This window comes from Piscinibacter sp. HJYY11 (assembly GCF_016735515.1).
In the GTDB taxonomy this organism is placed as follows: domain Bacteria; phylum Pseudomonadota; class Gammaproteobacteria; order Burkholderiales; family Burkholderiaceae_C; genus Rhizobacter.
The window spans coordinates 2329046-2345101 of sequence record NZ_JAERQZ010000001.1 but is presented as its reverse complement, the minus strand read 5'-3'; the positions used below and the strand labels follow the sequence as shown (position 1 = coordinate 2345101).

General features: G+C 69.4%; 12 protein-coding genes. 11 read left to right on the top strand and 1 reads right to left on the bottom strand.

From position 1 onward, the window contains the following. From JI745_RS10680 to JI745_RS10630, 11 genes are all read left to right on the top strand, one after another. Window positions 1-1158, top strand: coding sequence for an FHA domain-containing protein (locus JI745_RS10680; RefSeq protein ID WP_201806049.1), 1158 nt, complete (start codon window positions 1-3; stop codon window positions 1156-1158). A gap of 149 nt (window positions 1159-1307) precedes the next feature. Then, window positions 1308-1514, top strand: a complete 207-nt coding sequence (locus tag JI745_RS10675; protein WP_201806047.1) for a hypothetical protein — start codon at window positions 1308-1310, stop codon at window positions 1512-1514. Window positions 1515-1594: 80 nt separating this feature from the next. After that, complete coding sequence (locus JI745_RS10670; RefSeq protein WP_201806045.1) at window positions 1595-2005, top strand: hypothetical protein; 411 nt, start codon at window positions 1595-1597, stop codon at window positions 2003-2005. 7 nt (window positions 2006-2012) lie between these two features. Next, complete coding sequence (sctJ, locus tag JI745_RS10665) at window positions 2013-2789, top strand: type III secretion system inner membrane ring lipoprotein SctJ (protein WP_201806043.1); 777 nt, start codon at window positions 2013-2015, stop codon at window positions 2787-2789. Between the two features lie 27 nt (window positions 2790-2816). Continuing rightward, window positions 2817-3506, top strand: a complete 690-nt coding sequence (locus JI745_RS10660) for a type III secretion system protein (protein WP_201806041.1) — start codon at window positions 2817-2819, stop codon at window positions 3504-3506. Continuing rightward, entirely contained in the window at window positions 3488-4117 is a 630-nt protein-coding gene (sctL, locus tag JI745_RS10655) for a type III secretion system stator protein SctL (protein ID WP_201806039.1), read from the top strand. The genes JI745_RS10660 and sctL overlap by 19 nt, the downstream gene beginning before the upstream one ends. After that, window positions 4117-5487 carry a FliI/YscN family ATPase gene (locus tag JI745_RS10650; protein WP_310738574.1) on the top strand — a complete coding sequence of 457 codons (1371 nt, stop codon included), beginning with the start codon at window positions 4117-4119 and terminating at the stop codon, window positions 5485-5487. Before sctL ends, JI745_RS10650 begins: the two co-directional genes overlap by 1 nt. Next, the gene (locus JI745_RS10645; RefSeq protein ID WP_201806036.1) at window positions 5484-5972 is read left to right on the top strand and encodes a serine kinase; all 489 of its coding nucleotides are present in this window, start codon (window positions 5484-5486) and stop codon (window positions 5970-5972) included. The genes JI745_RS10650 and JI745_RS10645 overlap by 4 nt, the downstream gene beginning before the upstream one ends. Window positions 5973-5984: 12 nt before the next feature. Further along, on the top strand, window positions 5985-6764 hold the full coding sequence (gene sctT / locus JI745_RS10640; protein WP_201806034.1) for a type III secretion system export apparatus subunit SctT: 780 nt from the start codon (window positions 5985-5987) through the stop codon (window positions 6762-6764). A gap of 10 nt (window positions 6765-6774) precedes the next feature. Then, window positions 6775-7809 carry an EscU/YscU/HrcU family type III secretion system export apparatus switch protein gene (locus JI745_RS10635; RefSeq protein ID WP_201806032.1) on the top strand — a complete coding sequence of 345 codons (1035 nt, stop codon included), beginning with the start codon at window positions 6775-6777 and terminating at the stop codon, window positions 7807-7809. A 25-nt stretch (window positions 7810-7834) separates the two neighbouring features. Beyond that, a complete protein-coding gene (locus JI745_RS10630; protein WP_201806030.1) occupies window positions 7835-14740 on the top strand; it encodes a cell envelope integrity protein TolA in 6906 nt (2301 codons plus the stop codon). A gap of 68 nt (window positions 14741-14808) precedes the next feature. On the opposite strand, the gene JI745_RS10625 is transcribed toward JI745_RS10630, so the two are convergent. Next, window positions 14809-15912: a porin gene (locus JI745_RS10625; protein WP_201806028.1), complete on the bottom strand. Its 1104-nt coding sequence runs from the start codon at window positions 15910-15912 to the stop codon at window positions 14809-14811. Between the last annotated feature and the right edge of the window lie 144 nt (window positions 15913-16056).

Here is a 16056-nt window from a genome sequence, read left to right as displayed (position 1 = left end):
ATGAGCGCCTTGCCCGTCACCGACGCGCTGCAACCCCGCGCCCCCACGGCGCACTGGTGCCTGCGCTTCCTCAGTGGTGCCGTGAAGGGCCGCACCATCGTGCTCAAGCCCGGTGCCAACGTGCTCGGCTCGGGCGGCGAATGCGAGGTGATGCTGCCCGGTGGCGACGTGCTGCCGCGTCACCTCGTCTTCACCGTGGGCGAGCTGGTGGTGACGATGCAGAAGGTCGGCACCGCCGGCGCGCGGCTCAACGGCGAAGAGATGACGCAGCCGCGCAAGAGCGTGGTCGCGGGCGACATCGTGAGCGTGGGCGCGATCGACTTCCAGCTCGACCGCAGCTACCCCGCGAGCGAGCACGACGACCGCATGTTCGCGCCGCTGCACGCCGTGCCGGCCGGCCCCGGTGCCGGCGCGCCGGCCGCGCCGAGCCGCACGCCGTCGCTGCGCGTGTGGGTGGGCGGCGTGGTGGCCGCGCTCGCGCTCGTGAGCCTGGCAGCCGTCGGGCTGGGCGGCAATGCGCTCGGCTCGCGCGCGGGGGCCGGCAGCGTCAACCTCGCCGAGGTGGAGCAGGCGCTCGTGCCCTTCCCCGAGGCGCAGGTCGTCGGGGCGCCGGGCGGCCACGTCACCGTGCGCGGCTATGTCGAATCGCGCCAGCGGCGCGAGGCGCTGCAGCAGGCGCTGCAACGCTTCGGCGCCAAGGTGACGGTGAACGTGCACGCCGCCGAAGACATGGTCGAGCAGGCCCGCCGCTACGTGGGCGACCCGGGTGTCGCCGTCACCTACGCCGGCCAGGGCCGCCTGGTGCTCAGCGGCACGGTGGAAGACAGCGCCGTGCGCCAGAAGATCCGCCGCCTCGGCGAGGACCTGCATCCCCACGTGCTCGTCTCCGACAAGGTGCAGTACCGCGAGAAGCCCGTCACCGAGGCGAGCAACGCGAAGCAGCAATGGGACGGCTGGCAGAGCGTGCTGCCCGCGCGCATGGTCAGCATCACCGAAGACGAGAACGGCCTGCGCCACATCCAGCTCGCCAACGGCAGCCGCTACTACGAAGGCGCCGTGCTGCGCTCCGGCCAGGAACTCAAGCGCATCGGTGCCGACGGCCTGGTGCTCGGTGCCAACCCCGATGGGCCCAACGGCGCCGCGAAGGCCACCCGATGAACACGACCCGACACCCTGCGAACCCCCGGTTCGCATCCCCGATTTCCACGCGGCGGCGCGCGAGCCGCGGGGAATGCCCCCGCCCACCCGGACGGGACCTTCACCGCCCGTGCTGACGCACGGCATCACACATCCCACAGGAGAGAGAAATGCCTTCACCCATCGAAGAGTCCAAGCAGCAGATGCTCGAAGCCATGCGCCTGAACGCCGACCTGATGGCGACCAGCACCACGGTGTCGGTCGGCATCCAGGCCGCCTCGTCCACCGCGCACACGATGAACGGCGCGGCCGCGGCCGGCGGCGAAGTCGCCAAGACGACCGGCAACGACATCCGCCAGTCGGCCAAGTCGTCGTGAGTCCGTCCGCGCGCGGTGGCCGGGCACCGGCCGCCCGCGCGGGCCTCTCGATGCCCATGCCTTTCAGCAGGAGGTGAACCATGACAGACCCCGTTGCATCGGGCGCCGCCGCCGCGGCCACCCCCGAGATCGCCGGTCCGGCGCAGCAGCAGGCCACTGCCGCCTCGCGCTTCGCGCCCGGCGACACGCAGATGTTCGCCAAGCTCATGCAGGGTGCGCCGGCGCACACGATGACGGCGATGGACACCGGCTCGATCTCCGACGCGGCCAAGGCCATGGCCGCGCAGCTCAGCGGCAACGTGCGCTCGTTCGAGGACATGCGCCGCAGCATGCTCGAGTCGGTCGACTTCCGCGACCCGATCAAGACCATGTTCGTGATGACCGACCACTCGCTGGAGGCCCACATGATGTTCACCAAGATGCACATCTCCACGGGCCTGGCGAGCGCGGCCACGAGCCTCTTCGGCACCTTGCTCAAGAACCAGCAGTGAGGCGGCCGTGACGCACCCCGCATCGTTCTTCCATCGTGTGCTGGCGGCGCTCGTGCTGCTGCTGTGCCTCGCAGGCTGCAAGGTCGGCCTCTACTCCAACCTCAACGAGCAGGAGGCCAACGAGATCGTCGCGGCCCTGGCCGCCGATGGCGTGGACGCCGCCAAGGAGCGCCAGGAGGGCAACAACTGGCAGGTGCTGGTCGACGAAGGCCGGCTCGGCCGCGCGCTCGACATCCTGCGTGCGCAGGGCCTGCCGCACGACCGCTACGCCAGCATGGGCGATGTGTTCCAGAAGCAGGGCCTGGTCTCCACGCCCGCCGAGGAGCGCATGCGCTACATCTATGCGGTGTCGCAGGAGCTGTCGCAGACGCTGCGCAAGGTCGACGGTGTCGTCACCGCGCGCGTGCACGTCGTGATCCCGGCCAACGACCCGCTGAGCGACAAGATCCGGCCCTCGTCGGCCGCCGTCTTCATCAAGCACCGCCCCGACGTCGACCTGCGCCTGCTCGCACCCGCCGTGAAGGAGATGGTGGCGCACAGCATCGAGGGGCTGACGCACGAGCAGGTGTCGCTCTCGCTCTTCGAGGCGCGCCGCACGGCCGACGCAGGGCCCGGCGCCGTGCCCGGCGAGCGGCAGGTGCTGGGCCTGCCCACGCAGACGGCCGTGGTGCTGCTCGTCTTGCTGCTGGCCGCCGCCGTGTGCGTGATGGTGCTGCCCACGCTGCTGCGCCGCCAGGGCCTCGACTGGCGCACCTGGGTGCGCCGCCAGGTGCTCAGGCGCTGACGTTTCAGGCAAGCGATGTCTGCTGCCATGGCCTCCCCCACCGTCGCCCAGCCCGGGCCGATGGACCTGGTGCGCCTGGTCACGCGCTTCAACCTGCACCCCGAGAGCGGCCTGCACCCGAGCTGGCTGCCGGCCTCGTGGCCGGCGCGGCACCGGGTGCCGTCGCGCTACGGCCCGGCCGGCAGGGCTGTACTTGCTGAGCTGCTGCAGCGCCGCCAGGCCAGCGCCGCCAACCACCCGTCGGGCCTCGACTTCCAGTTCGACTCGCGCCTCAAGCGCCTGGTGCTGATGGACGCCGCCTCGCTGCGGCGGCTCGCGGCCTACATGGGCTTCAGCGTGCACCTGCCGCTCTTCAAGCAGCGCGGTGGCGCCGGCGCGCAGCTGCGCCGCCAGGCCCGGCGCTACGACGAGGATGCCGTCGACTTCATGCTCGACCGCGTGCCGCCCTTGAGCGAGCTGCAGATGGACCACCAGCCGCTGTTGCAGCGCCCGCTGTGCGCCGGCCGCGTGGCCGTGCAGCGTGGCCATCGGCTGCTGCTCGCGGCTGCGGCACCGGAAGGCGAGGCCGTGCTGCGCCGCCTGCAGCACAAGCTGCCGCGCCGAGTCTCCGAACTCGGCGTGCCCGTGCTGCAGCCCCGACAGCTGCAGCAACTCCATGAACTGATGCTGCTGTGCATCGTCCCCGAAAGGCTGCCGCAATGGGACTGGCTTTTCTGATCACGAGCGAGAACCTGCAGCTCCTGAGCGAGCGCAAGGTGCTCAAGGAGGCCGAATATTCGGCCCTGCTCGATGCGTCGGCCGTGGTCGACGCGGCCCGTCGCGAAGCGCGGCGCATCGTCCAGCAAGCGCAACAGCAGGCCGAAGCCGCACGCCGCGAGGGATACGAGGAAGGCCTGCGCTCGGCCAAGGCCGAGTACGCGCAACGCCTGGTGGCCGACACCCTGGCCTCTCAGCGCCAGCTGCATGCGCTGCGCTCGTCGATGGCGCACATCGTCGTCAAGGCGGTGGGCCAGTTCATCGGCGAGGCCGATCCGGCCGCGCTGCTCGAGGCCGCCCTGAAGCGGGTCGACACGCTCGTGCGCCACGAACCCTTCATCACCGTGCGCGTGGCACCGGCACAGGAAGCCGCGCTGGGCCAGGCCCTTGCGCGCCTGCGCAACGAGGTGCAATGGAGCATGCCGGTGACGGTGACGCCCGATGCCACGCTCGGCGAAGGGACCTGCGTGCTCCAGACGGCGTCGGGCACGCTCGAAGTCGGCGTCGCCGCGCAGATGGAAGCGTTCCGCCGCGCGCTCGAGCGCAACATGCCGGGCGTGGGAGCTGGATGATGGACAGCCCGGCCACCCGCTCCAGCGCAGTCAGCTTCGCCGACGCGGCCATGGGCATCGTCGCCGACCTCGAGCAGACCATCGGCCGCATCACGCCGGTGGGCATGCGAGGCCGCGTGAGCAAGGCGGTGGGCATGCTCATCCACGCGACCGGCATCCAGGCGCACCTGGGTGAACTCTGCGAGCTGATCACGCCGGGCGAGCCACCGCTCCTGGCCGAGGTGGTGGGCTTTCACCAGACGACGGCCGTGCTCACGCCGCTCGGCCCCACCACCGGCCTGTCCACGCTCACCGAGGTGCTGCCCACCGGCCGTGGCCACGTGTGCCCGGTCGGCGACAACCTGCTCGGCCGCGTGCTGGACGCACTCGGTGGCCCGATCGACGGACGCGGCCCGCTGCACGCCTGGATGCAGATGCCGGTGCACCGCGACCCGGTGAGCCCGCTCGCACGCCGCATGATCGACGCGGCGCTGGCCACCGGCATCCGCGCCGTCGACGGCCTGCTGACGATCGGCGAAGGCCAGCGCCTCGGCGTGTTCTCGCCGCCGGGCGTGGGCAAGAGCACGCTCTTGGGCATGCTCGCGCGCGGCTCCACCGCCGACGTGAACGTGATCGCGCTCATCGGCGAGCGCGGCCGCGAGGTGAAGGAGTTCCTCGAGCACAACCTCGGGCCCGAGGGTCTCGCCAAAACGGTGATGGTGGTCTCGACCTCCGACCGCCCGCCGATGGAGCGCATCAAGTCGGCCTACGTGGCGACCACCATCGCCGAGCACTTCCGCGACCAGGGCAAGAAGGTGCTGCTGCTGGTGGACTCGCTCACGCGCTTTGCGCGTGCGCAGCGCGAGATCGGTCTCGCGAGCGGCGAGCCGCCCACCCGGCGCAGCTACCCGCCGTCGATCTTCTCCATGCTGCCGCAGCTGCTGGAGCGGGCGGGGCAGGGCAGCACCGGCTCCATCACCGCGGTGTACTCGGTGCTGACCGAAGGCGACGAGGACGACGACCCCATCGCCGAAGAGGTGCGCTCCATCCTCGACGGCCACGTGGTGCTCTCGCGCAAGCTCGCCGCAGCCAACCAGTACCCCGCCATCGACGTGCTGGCGAGCCTGAGCCGCGTGATGCCGCTCGTGACGACACGCGAGCACCGCGCCGCCGCATCGCACCTGCGCAGCCTGATGGCCAAGTACCGCGAGATGGAGCTCCTGGTGCAGATCGGCGAGTACCAGCCCGGCAGCGACGCGCTGGCCGACGAAGCGATGCGCACGCGTGCCGCCACGCTCGACTTCCTCTCGCAGGCGCCTGACACGCGCCACGACTATGAGCAGACGGTCGCCACGTTGCGCGGCTTCGCACCGCAGGGGCGCACCGCATGAGCATCGATTGGACGCTGCTGGTCGAGGTGCGCGAGCGCCGTCGCACGAGTGCGCTGGAGGCCGTGGCACGCGAGCGCCGCGCTGCCGCCGAGAGCCTGGCCGCGTGGCAGCAGGCGCAGGCGCAGCAGCAGCAGCAGGTGAACGCCAAGCTGCAGCACTGGCAGGCGACGGCCGGCGCGCTCTCGGGAGGTGAATGCCAGGTGGCACACCTGCGCCAGGCCGGCGCCTGGAGCGGCGCGCTGGACGCGCAGATCGCGCAGGCCGGCGAAGCGGCCGCGCAGGCCGGGCAGGTCCACGCGCAGCGCCAGCAGGTGCTCGACGCGAGCCGGCTCAAGCTGCGCGCGGCCAGCGGCGAGCTGGAAGCAGCGCAGCAGATGCAGCAGCGCACCCGCACCGCGGCGCGCCGCCAGCGCGAGCAGCGCCTCGATGCCGCCACCGAAGAAGCCGCCGCGCAGGCGTGGTTGTCGCGCCGCGCCCGGGCCTGACGCGGGGTCACGATGGGAACGCTCGAAGTCGCCAGCCTGGAGAAGTTCTTCACCGCGGTCGCGCTGACCATGCCGCGGCTCTTCGCGATCTTCGCCGTCGTGCCTTTCCTCTCGGGCGGCATGATCACCGGCGTCGTGCGCAACGGCCTGCTGCTCATGCTCGCGATCTTCATGTCGCCGGTGGCGGGCGACCTGCCGCAGGCGGCCATCGGCACCTGGATCCTCATCGCCGCCAAGGAGGCGCTGATCGGGCTGATGCTGGGCCTGGGCTTCGGCATCTTCATCTGGGCCATCCACAGCGTGGGTGACCTGATCGACTTCCAGACTGGCTCGAGCAACGCCTCGTTCTTCGACCCGGTCGCCGGCCACGAGAACGGGCCCACCGCCGAGTTCCTCGGCTGGACGGTGATCACGCTCTTCATCTCGGCCGGCGGGCTGCTCGCGATGCTGGGCGTGGTGGTCGACTCCTACCGGCTGTGGCCGGTGGGCTCGTTCTTCCCCAACCTCGGCGCGGTGCTCGAGCAGTTCGCCATCCGCCAGGGCGACACGCTCTTCCTGTGGATCGTGAAGCTCGCCTCGCCGGTGATCGTGGTGCTGCTGCTGGTGGAACTGGGCATGGGGCTCGTCGGTCGCATCGCGCCGCAGCTCAACGTGTTCGTGTTCTCGCAGCCGCTGAAGAGCCTGATCGCGCACCTGATGACGCTGCTCTTCCTCTTCTTCGTGTACGAGTCGCTGCAGGAATTCCTGCGGCCGGAGAACGGCGTGCTCGACTTCCTGCGCACGACGCTCTAGATGAAGCACCATGGCCGAGAAGGACCAGAAGCCCACCCCGAAACGACTGCGCGACGCGCGCCAGCGCGGCGAGGTCGTCTTCAGTGTCGACGTCTCGTCGACGGTGGTCTTCGCGGTGGTGCTGGTGTCGGTGTGGCTGGGCGGCGCCACGCTCTTCAGCCTGCTGCGCGAGCTGTGGCTGCATGCCACCAGCGGCACGCTGCTCGCGCGGCCCGACGACCGCTTCGGCGAGCTGCTGGTGCACACCGGCGAGACGCTGCTGTGGGGTACGGTGCCGGTGATGGCGATCGCCGCGGTGGCGGGCATCGCCGGCTCGCTCTTCCAGGTGGGCGGGCTCATGGCGTGGCAGCGCCTGAAGCCCGACGTGAACCGCCTCAACCCGGCCGAGGGCTTCCAGCGCATCTTCTCCACGCGCAACCTCGTGAACCTCTTGAAGATGGTGGTCAAGACGGTGCTGATCGCCGCGCTCATGTTCGTGGTGATCCGGGCCTACCTCGACACCGCGCTCAAGCTCGGCTACGCGCGGCCGTCGGCCATCATGGTGGCGGCCTCGCACATGGTGCTCGTCACCTTCGCCTGGGCGGTGGTGATCTACGCGGTGATGGCGCTCGTCGACTACGCGCACGAGCACTACGAGTTCATGAAGCAGCAGCGCATGTCCATCGAGGAGGTGCGCCGCGAGTACAAGGAAAACGAAGGCGACCCCACGCACGCCGCGCGGCGCCGCTCGGCCTATTTCGAGGCGGTGTACTTCTCGCTGGCCGACCGCGTGCGCGCGGCCTCGGCGGTCATCCACTCCGCCCGCGTGGCGGTCGCGCTGCAATACCTCGGCGAGCACGACCTGCCGCGCGTGATCGCCAGCGGCGAAGGCGAGATTGCGGCGCAGATCCGGCGCTTCGCGAGCGAAGGGCTGATCCCGATGGAATTCGAGCCGGCGCTCGCCGAACGGATCTTCGACGAAGTGCCCCAGGACCAGGCCATTCCGCGCGCGCTCTACGCGCCGGTGGCCACGCTGCTGCGCTGGGCGCAGGGCAGCGAACCATGAACACGACGACAGAAAGGATGCAGCCATGCTGATTGCCGATGGTGGCGGCGGAGCCCGCCCGACCGTGGTGCCGACCACGAACACGAACACCACGCAGCAGCCGCCCTCGACGAACCCCGGCGGCGGCACGCAGTCCGACGCCGCGGCCCGCGCACGCGAGCTGCAGCGCCAGATCGAGGCCCTGCTCGAACGCATCCGCGAGATGCAGCGCCAGGCCGCCGAAGCGCGCCGCCGTGCGATCGAAGCGCAGCAGAAGGCCGAGATCGCACGCAAGGCCGCCGAGGCCGCACGCGCGCAGGCCGACAAGACCAAGCTCGGCACCGATGAGCAGGCGGCCAGGAAGGCCGAGCAGGACTACAAGCTCGCCGACGCGCACCTGAAGAAGGCCGCCGCCGACGTGCAGGTCAAGGACAAGGAGATCGCGCTCGCCGAGGCCCAGGTGGCGCAGAAGAAGGAGCAGAAGAAGAGTCCCGAAGGGAAGGCGTCCGCCGAGGCCGATCAAAAAGTGGCGAACGCCCAGGCGGACCTCGACGCCGCCAAGCGCACGAGCAGCCTCTCGAACGACTACCTCGACTTCCAGGAGAAGGAGACCAAGGCACTGGACGCCGAGGCCAAGGTGCTGAAGCTCACGCCGGTCGCCGGCCGGCCCTCGTCGACCGTCTCCCAGGCCGAGTGGGATGCGCTCACCGCCGCGAAGAACGAGGCCACCACGTTGCGCAACGAAGCCAACGCGGCGAAGTCGAAGTTCATGAGCGCCGTCGGGGCCGAGGCGCCGATCGAGTTCTACGGCCCGCCGCAGACGACGCAGACGGGCCAGCCCGCCACGCAAGTGCCCGCCGGCACGACGCTCGCGAACGACCCGCTGCACTCGCCGCTGCTGCAGTTCCTGCAGGTGACACCGCCGCTCGGCTCGAGCCCTGGCAGCACCTTGGTCTACCCGACGCTCGGCCCGCAGATCACGCCCGATGTGACCCGGACCCTGGGCGGCATCGCCGACGGCAAGACCGTGGAGCAGATCGCCAAGGACCGTGGCATGACCGTCGATCAGGTGGTGGCCGAGGCCAAGGCGGCCGGCGTCACCCTCGAGTCCGGCAAGCCGCAGGGCGACACCCAGGCCACCACCGTCAAGCGCGGCGACGCGACACTGGTCTACACGCGCAACACCAAAGACAACTCGCTGACGGTGAAGGCCACCTTCGCCGACCCGAAGTCGCCCGGCGGCACCAGGACCGTCGAGGCCACGCGCGACAAGGACGGCCGCTTCATCCAGAAGGTGACCGACCCGAAGACCGGCGACACGACGACGCACATCATCGACCCCAACGCAGGCACCCGCACCGACATCGTCGAGAAGAAGGACGGCACCAAGGTCGAGACCACCACCGACCTCACCGGCGCCACCGTCTACCGCGCCGTCAACCCCGGCGAGGACTACCTCGACGTGGCCAAGGCCGCCGGCCTCACCCCCGAGCAACTGCTGGCGCTCAACCCCGACGTCGACTACGGCAAGCCCCTCAAGGAAGGCCAGCAGATGGTCGTCTCGGGCGTGCGCACCACGACGGTCACCACCAACAAGGACGGCACCAAACTCGAGAAGACCGTCGAGAGCGACGGCTCGATGCATGTGGTCGCCACCACCAAGGATGGCCGCCGCATCACGCTGATGGGCGACCCGGAGGTGGACAACAGCCCCGGCGAGAAGATCCGCAAGGGTCTGTTCGAAGAGAACAAGACCGTCGCCCAGATGGCGAAGGAAATGGGCCTGACCGAGGACCAGGTGCTGGCGGCGCTGCCCGCCGGCACGGTGCACGTGACCGAGCCGACCTCGGACAACGGCGACGTCGAGACGCGCACGATCTTCGATCCCAAGACCAACAAGGTGATCGTCGAGACGCACGACTGGCAGCACGACAGCACGTCGCGCCAGGTGATCGACGACAAGACGGTCTTCCAGGTCCGCCAGTACGACGCCGACAGCGGCCAGTGGGTGGTGACGAGCGTGACGGGCGGCGTGGGCTACCTGCAGAAACTGGCCGACGACCAGCGCAAGCTGGTGTCCGGCCTCGACCAGCAGATCAAGGACCTCGACGCCACCATCCGCCTGTACAAGCGCATGGGCGAGCCCACCACCGAGCTGGACGCGCAGCGCCGCCAGCTCGTGGCCCGACGCGACACCGCCAGGGGCGAAGCCGACATCGCGCAGGCGCGGGCGACCTCGGGGCAGCTCAAGCACCAGCAGGTGCAGCTCGACAAGATCGCGGCCAACGCCTACCAGCGGCAGTTCGTGGCGCGCCCCGGCAGCCAGGAGCAGAAGGATGCCACGCAGACCCTGAACGACATCCTCGCGCTCACCGACAAGGTGGACCGCCTGGTCAAGTCGGCCGACGTCGACGTGACCTTCCTGATCGCCGACCTCGACCGGCGGCAGAAACACACGGCCAAGACCGAGGCCGATGCCAACCTGCAGAAGGCCTTCCAGGAGTGGAAGGACGAGGTGTGGATGTGGCAGGGCGTGGACGACAAGACCCGCCAGCGACTGGAGGCCGATGGGCTGAGGCCGAACCACCGTGTCTTCAACAGCACCGAGCAGGAAAACGAGGTCGCCTGGGAAGCCTTCAAGTACCGGCAGGAACACTGGGACGAGTACGGCTACGACGGCAAGACGCCACAGGAGCAGGCCGCGCGCAACGCCTGGCTGCAGCGCAACCAGGCGGGTGCGGCCGAGCTCGAGGCCAACGACCGCTACTACACCGTCTCGATCGACAAGGGCAAGGCCGATGCCCACGTGATCCAGGGCGACCTGGACCGGCTGCAGGCGAAGAAGGATGCCTGGGTCGCGGCGAACCCGAAGGACTTCTCGGAGACCTTCCCTGGCGTGGACGGCGAGCACGGCGGGCAGGCCGAGCTCGACCTGCTCAACGACCAGCTCACGCAGCTCAAGGTGGGCCAGCTGGAGGATGCGAAGGGCCAGAAGTACAACAACTACCTCAAGGGCCTGTCGGTCGACGACCGCGAAGACCCGAAGAAGCTGGAAGAGCTGAACCAGGAATACGGCGAGAAATACGCCAAGGACCTCGAAGGCATCGATCAGCAGATCAACGACCTGAAGATGGCCGGCCTGCGCCACCGTGCGCAGGTCTCCGAGACCTACATTGCCCAGTGGGCGAAGGACAACCCTGAGCTGCAGAAGCAGCTCACGACCCTGGAGACGACCCGCACGACCAACGTGCGCATGGCCGACCACCTGATGGAGCAGCGCGAGGCCCTGCTCAACGGCTCGCACGAAGGCCGGCAGCTCAAGAGCGCGCTGGCCATGAAGTACGACACCCAGTACCGGCTCACGCAGATCGGTGACGCCGACGTGGCCCGGGTGCAGCAGGATCTGGACGGCATCGACAAGACCGTCGAAGGTCAGACCTGGCTGCGCGACGTGTTCTCCGACAAGGCAGAAGACTCGCAGAGCTGGACCCAGGAACAGCGCGACAAGGCCCAGCAGCTGCGCGACGACCTCGCGGCCGGCAGGATCACGCTGACGCAATACACGAAGGACCAGGACGAGCTGATGGACAGCTACGGCTTCAAGTCCATCGACATCGGCCAGGACCTGCAGGACAGCAACGAGACCTGGGCGGTCGTCGACGACGTGGTGCGCATGACCGTCACCGCGGCGGCCGGCATCGCGGCCACCATCGCCACCGGCGGCAACATCGCCGCTGGCATCGCGGTGGGCGTGGCCGTGAACCAGCTCTGGGACACGAGCAACGATGCCTATGCGGCGGCGAACGGGCGCGACATCTACGCCGATGGTCACTCGTCGCTCTTCACGCTCGGCGTGCGGGGCACACGCACCGCGCTCGGCCACGACAACCTGACCTACGAGCAGACGATGTTCACGCTCAAGGACGACGCGGTGGACGTGGCGAGCGCGGCCGTCACCGGCACGGGCGCCGGCGTGGGCCTCAAGACGGCTGCGTCCCTCACCGCCAAGACGGCGGCGAAGAAGGGGCTCGCCGACGGCACGCTCACGATGGGCAGCAGAGCCTGGGTCGGCTCGCGGGCTGGCATGGCTGCGCAGGGCGTCGACGGTGCCGGCCGCGTGGCCGTGGAGACGCTGCACGTGGGCCTGGACGGCAAGCTCGGCACCGAGGAAGGACGACACCGCATCGGCGTCACCGTCACCAACTCGCTGGCGGGCCTGATCACCGCGCCGTTCACAGGCGCCGTGTCGGCGGCGATCCCTCTCAACCCGAACAAGGTGTTCAGCCCGCAGCTCCTCGCGCAGTTCGGCAACGATGCAGCCGGCAGCCTCGCCGCGGGCGAGCTCAGCGCCCAGATGAACTACGGCCGGCACATGAATGGCGGTGAGCTGTTCGCGGCCTCGTTGCAAGCGCTGCCGGGCACTGCGCTCAACGTCGCGATGCACCCGGCGCTCCACACCAAGGCCGACCCGCAGGCCGCCAACACCAACACCGGTGCCAAACCCGTGGTGGCGGACCCGCTGCTCGACGGCAACCGCATCGTGCCGCGCACCGTGGGCCGCCGCAGCTGGGAAGACGTGGCGGCCAACGTGCAGCCGCTGATCGATCGGCACCAGGCGGCGGGCCAGCCCGGCGCCACGGTCAAGCCCTTCAGTCCCTCCGCCGGCGAGACGGCGGTCTTCAACTTCCTGCGTTCGGACCCGGCGGCGGGGTCGGGCACGGTGTTCGTGGTCAGCCGCCTGGGGCCGACCGACACGATCTTCGGGCACAGCGGCGGCGTGCGGGCTCGCAACAGCGACACCTACGACAACTTCGCCGACGCGAGCGCGGCCGCCGCGCGCCAGGGCGGGGCGTGGGTCAACCGCGTGCAGCCGCACACCGACCGCGTGCCGCTGCACCTGCGGGTGCGCGTGCGCTCGGACGAGATCGTGGGCGCCATCCACGTGAACCGGAATGGCGATGCGATGCCGTACGCCATCCCCAACACGAAGATCGGCGACCTGCGCCAGCTCAAGACGGGCGAACCCACGGTCACGGATGGCCTCAAGGGGCGCCTCTCCTCGACGCCGTCCAACGCCCGCATCAACCCGCTGCAGATGATGAGCATCGGCGCCGGCATGCGGCTCACGAGCGAGGTCGTGCGGGCCTCCACCGGCATGGTGATCGACGGCGGCTGGCTCAGCGGGCGGGTGGCGAGCATCGCGCCGGGGCCGCTGTCGAGCTTCGGGCGCTGGGCCTACCTGTCGTCGTCGCAGCGAGGCAAGGAAGCGCTGGCAGCTGCCACCCTGGGCAAGACCGACAAGGCCGACAAGCTCATCAACAAGGTCATCAACGGTATGGGTTTCCGTGGCGACAAGGTGATGAGCGACGCCGATGCCAACCAGCTCAAGCTCAACATCAAGGCGGTCGGCACGGCCGGCAAGGACGTGCAGCAGGCGCTGAAGGACATGGGCGCCGACGCGCCCTCGGACAAGCACTTCCGCCTGCACACGCTCGACGACCCGGCCAACGCGGTGACCACCCTGTACGGCGACTACCTGACGGTGCCGGGCATGCGCAAGTTCCTGCTCGGCTTGCGCACCGAAGCCGGCGGTGAGTTCCAGGGGAAGACCCGCACCGAGACCCGCGACACGCTGCTGAAGCGGCTCGATGCGATGAGTGCCGACGAGTTGCAGCTCGCGCGCGACACGTCTGCCCGGCCGGAAGCCCGCCTGCTGCGGGAGTTCCCAGGCGTCTACGACCGGTTCAGCCGCACCGCCGACGGACGCGCTGACCTGCGGACGGCCCACGACAAGCTCTTCAAGACCTTGATGGGGATGGTCGAAGAGAACGGCAAGCTGAGCATGACCAAGGCCGAGGGCCTGGGTGGCAGCACCAACGCGCCGTCGACCCAGCTCGGCAAGTTCAGCCGCCGCGCGGTGATCCTCACCAACCTGAACCTGGCCATCGGCGCAGGCTTCAAGGCGCGGGCGGCGGGCGACGGTTTCGTCACCAACTTCGCCAACGCGGCCGACGGCTTCACGCTCGGCACGGCCGGCATGAACATCATCTACAACATCAAGGTCGAGAAGCTCGACGCGGCCAAGACGCAGGTGAAGGCAGACGCCCAGGCCGCCAAGCTCAGCGAGGCCGAGTACCGCAAGCAGAACCCCGCCGCCGACAAGCTGGTGACCGACGCGGAGACCGCGAAGAACAACTGGAACAAGTACCGCGATTTCGCCGGCATCACGAGCGGCCTGCGGGCCTATGGCCAGGGCGCGCTGCTGACGCAGCTCGACTTCAGCGCGTTGCCACACGGCGGCCTGATCCAGGGCACGCTGGTCGGAGCCTCAGTGGCGCAGGGCACGCTCACCATCGGCTGGGTCGGTCTGCAGCAGATCAAGCCGCTGCGCAACGGCATGCTGCCCAACCTGACCAAAATCGCCAAGTGGACGACCGCGGGGGCCATCGTGCTGGTGCCCATCGCGTCACAGGTGATCACGAAGGTCTTCCAGCCTGCGGGCGAGAAGCGGGAAAGCTACGCCGAAGAGTTGTGGAGGAAGCTCTTCCCCGACAACACGCCGGTGGACAAGCACGGCGGCCTGCCGTGGACCATTCCCGACACGCACGCCGGCGACCCGCGCGAGGACAACGGCTTCAAGCGCGTGTCGGCCGAGTCGCTGCCCGAGCTGCAGCCGGTGCTCGTGGCGGTGGATGGCCGGCGCGCCGAGACCCGCACCTTGTGGGGCATCGCGGGCGATCACGCCGGAACGCTGCAAGCGTCGTCGCCCTCGCTGCAGCAACGCCTGGAGGCGGGCCGCGAGTCGAACCCGGCACTGGCACAGCTCTTCAACCTCAACCCGCGCTTCGACCCGGCCTTGAACGACGGCGAGGTCACGAATGCGCCCGGGGACCCTGACACCCTGCTCAACGGCTGGCAGGTGCAGGTCGGCGAGCGCTGGGTCACGACCTGAAAGACACACGGGCCGCCTCGCGGCGGCCCGTGCTTCGGAGCGCCTGACCTTGGCGAGGCGCGAGACGATCAGAAGTCGTAGAGGATGCCCACCACGATGCCCGACGGATCGGCGCCACGGTCGGCGGCCGTCACATTGAGCGGGTTCACGCCGAAGCGGTAGTTGGCGTTGGCCTGGTTGTCGATGCGCGTCCAGTAGGTGTAGAGCTGCGCGCCCTTGAAGATGGTGTGCTCGTAGCCCAGCATGTAGTAGCGCGCGCCCGAGTCGGCACCGCGGAAGAGCTGGTTGCCGTCGGCGCCGGCGATGGTCGTGCCTTCGGGGGCCGAGCCGTTGACCGCACCGGCCTTGCTGAAGCGCACACTGATCGCGCCCTTCGGCCCCACCGGCACGGCGGCGCTCACCGCCGCGTACTTGCGCTTGAGCGTGCCGGCGGCGAGCTTGTAGGTGAGCTCGTTGTAGCCGGCGCCCACGTTGAGGAAGCCGAAGTCGTAGTTGGCGCCGATGCGCCAGGCGTGGTCCTTGAAGCCCGGCTCGTTGAAGTTGCGGTGCTGCTCCACGGCCAGCGAGGCCTTGAGCTTGTCGAGCCGGTAGTTGAGCGAGAGGCTCAGCAGCTTCTTCTGCTCGGCCGAACCCTTGTCCTCGTTGTCCAGGCCGTATTGCAGCGAGGCCCCGAAGCCGGCGAAGTCGGGTGTGTCGTAGCGCAACGAGTTGCTCTGCCGGCGGCCGAAGCCGTTGGACGAGCCGCCGAGCATCGCGATGCCGCCGTCGTCCTGGATGCCGGTGCCCTTGAAGCGGTCGGTGAGGCCGCCCAGGTCCTTCATCGGCGTATCCATCTTGCCGATGCGGATTTTCCCGAAAGTGCCTTCGAGACCTGCGAAGGTGTCGCGTCCCGCGAGCGTGTCGCCGCCAGCGTCCCAGCTCACGCCGGACTCGACCTGCGCGAAGACGGTGAGGCCTTCGAACTGGGTCGACGCGCGCACCCCCAGGCGCGACGAGTTGCTCGACACGCGCTGGTTGCCCGAGAAGGCCTCGGCCGCAGGCGTGCCGCGCAGTTCGGTCTTTTCGAAGTCGAGGTTGGCGCGGCCGTAGATCGTGTACTGCTGCGCCTGCGCGCTGCTGGCGGCGGCGAGCGCAGCGATGGCGAGCGTGAGAGAGGTGAAGGTGGATCGCATGAAGTCTCCGTTGGTGAGCCCGCCACCCAGGGCGGGACAGGTCCCGATGCGGACCACGCACCTGTGCGTGGCGCCGGCGTCGCGCTCTCGTTGGCGCTCGGCAAATTCTTCGAGCGGCTACACCGCGTCACAAACGGATCTACC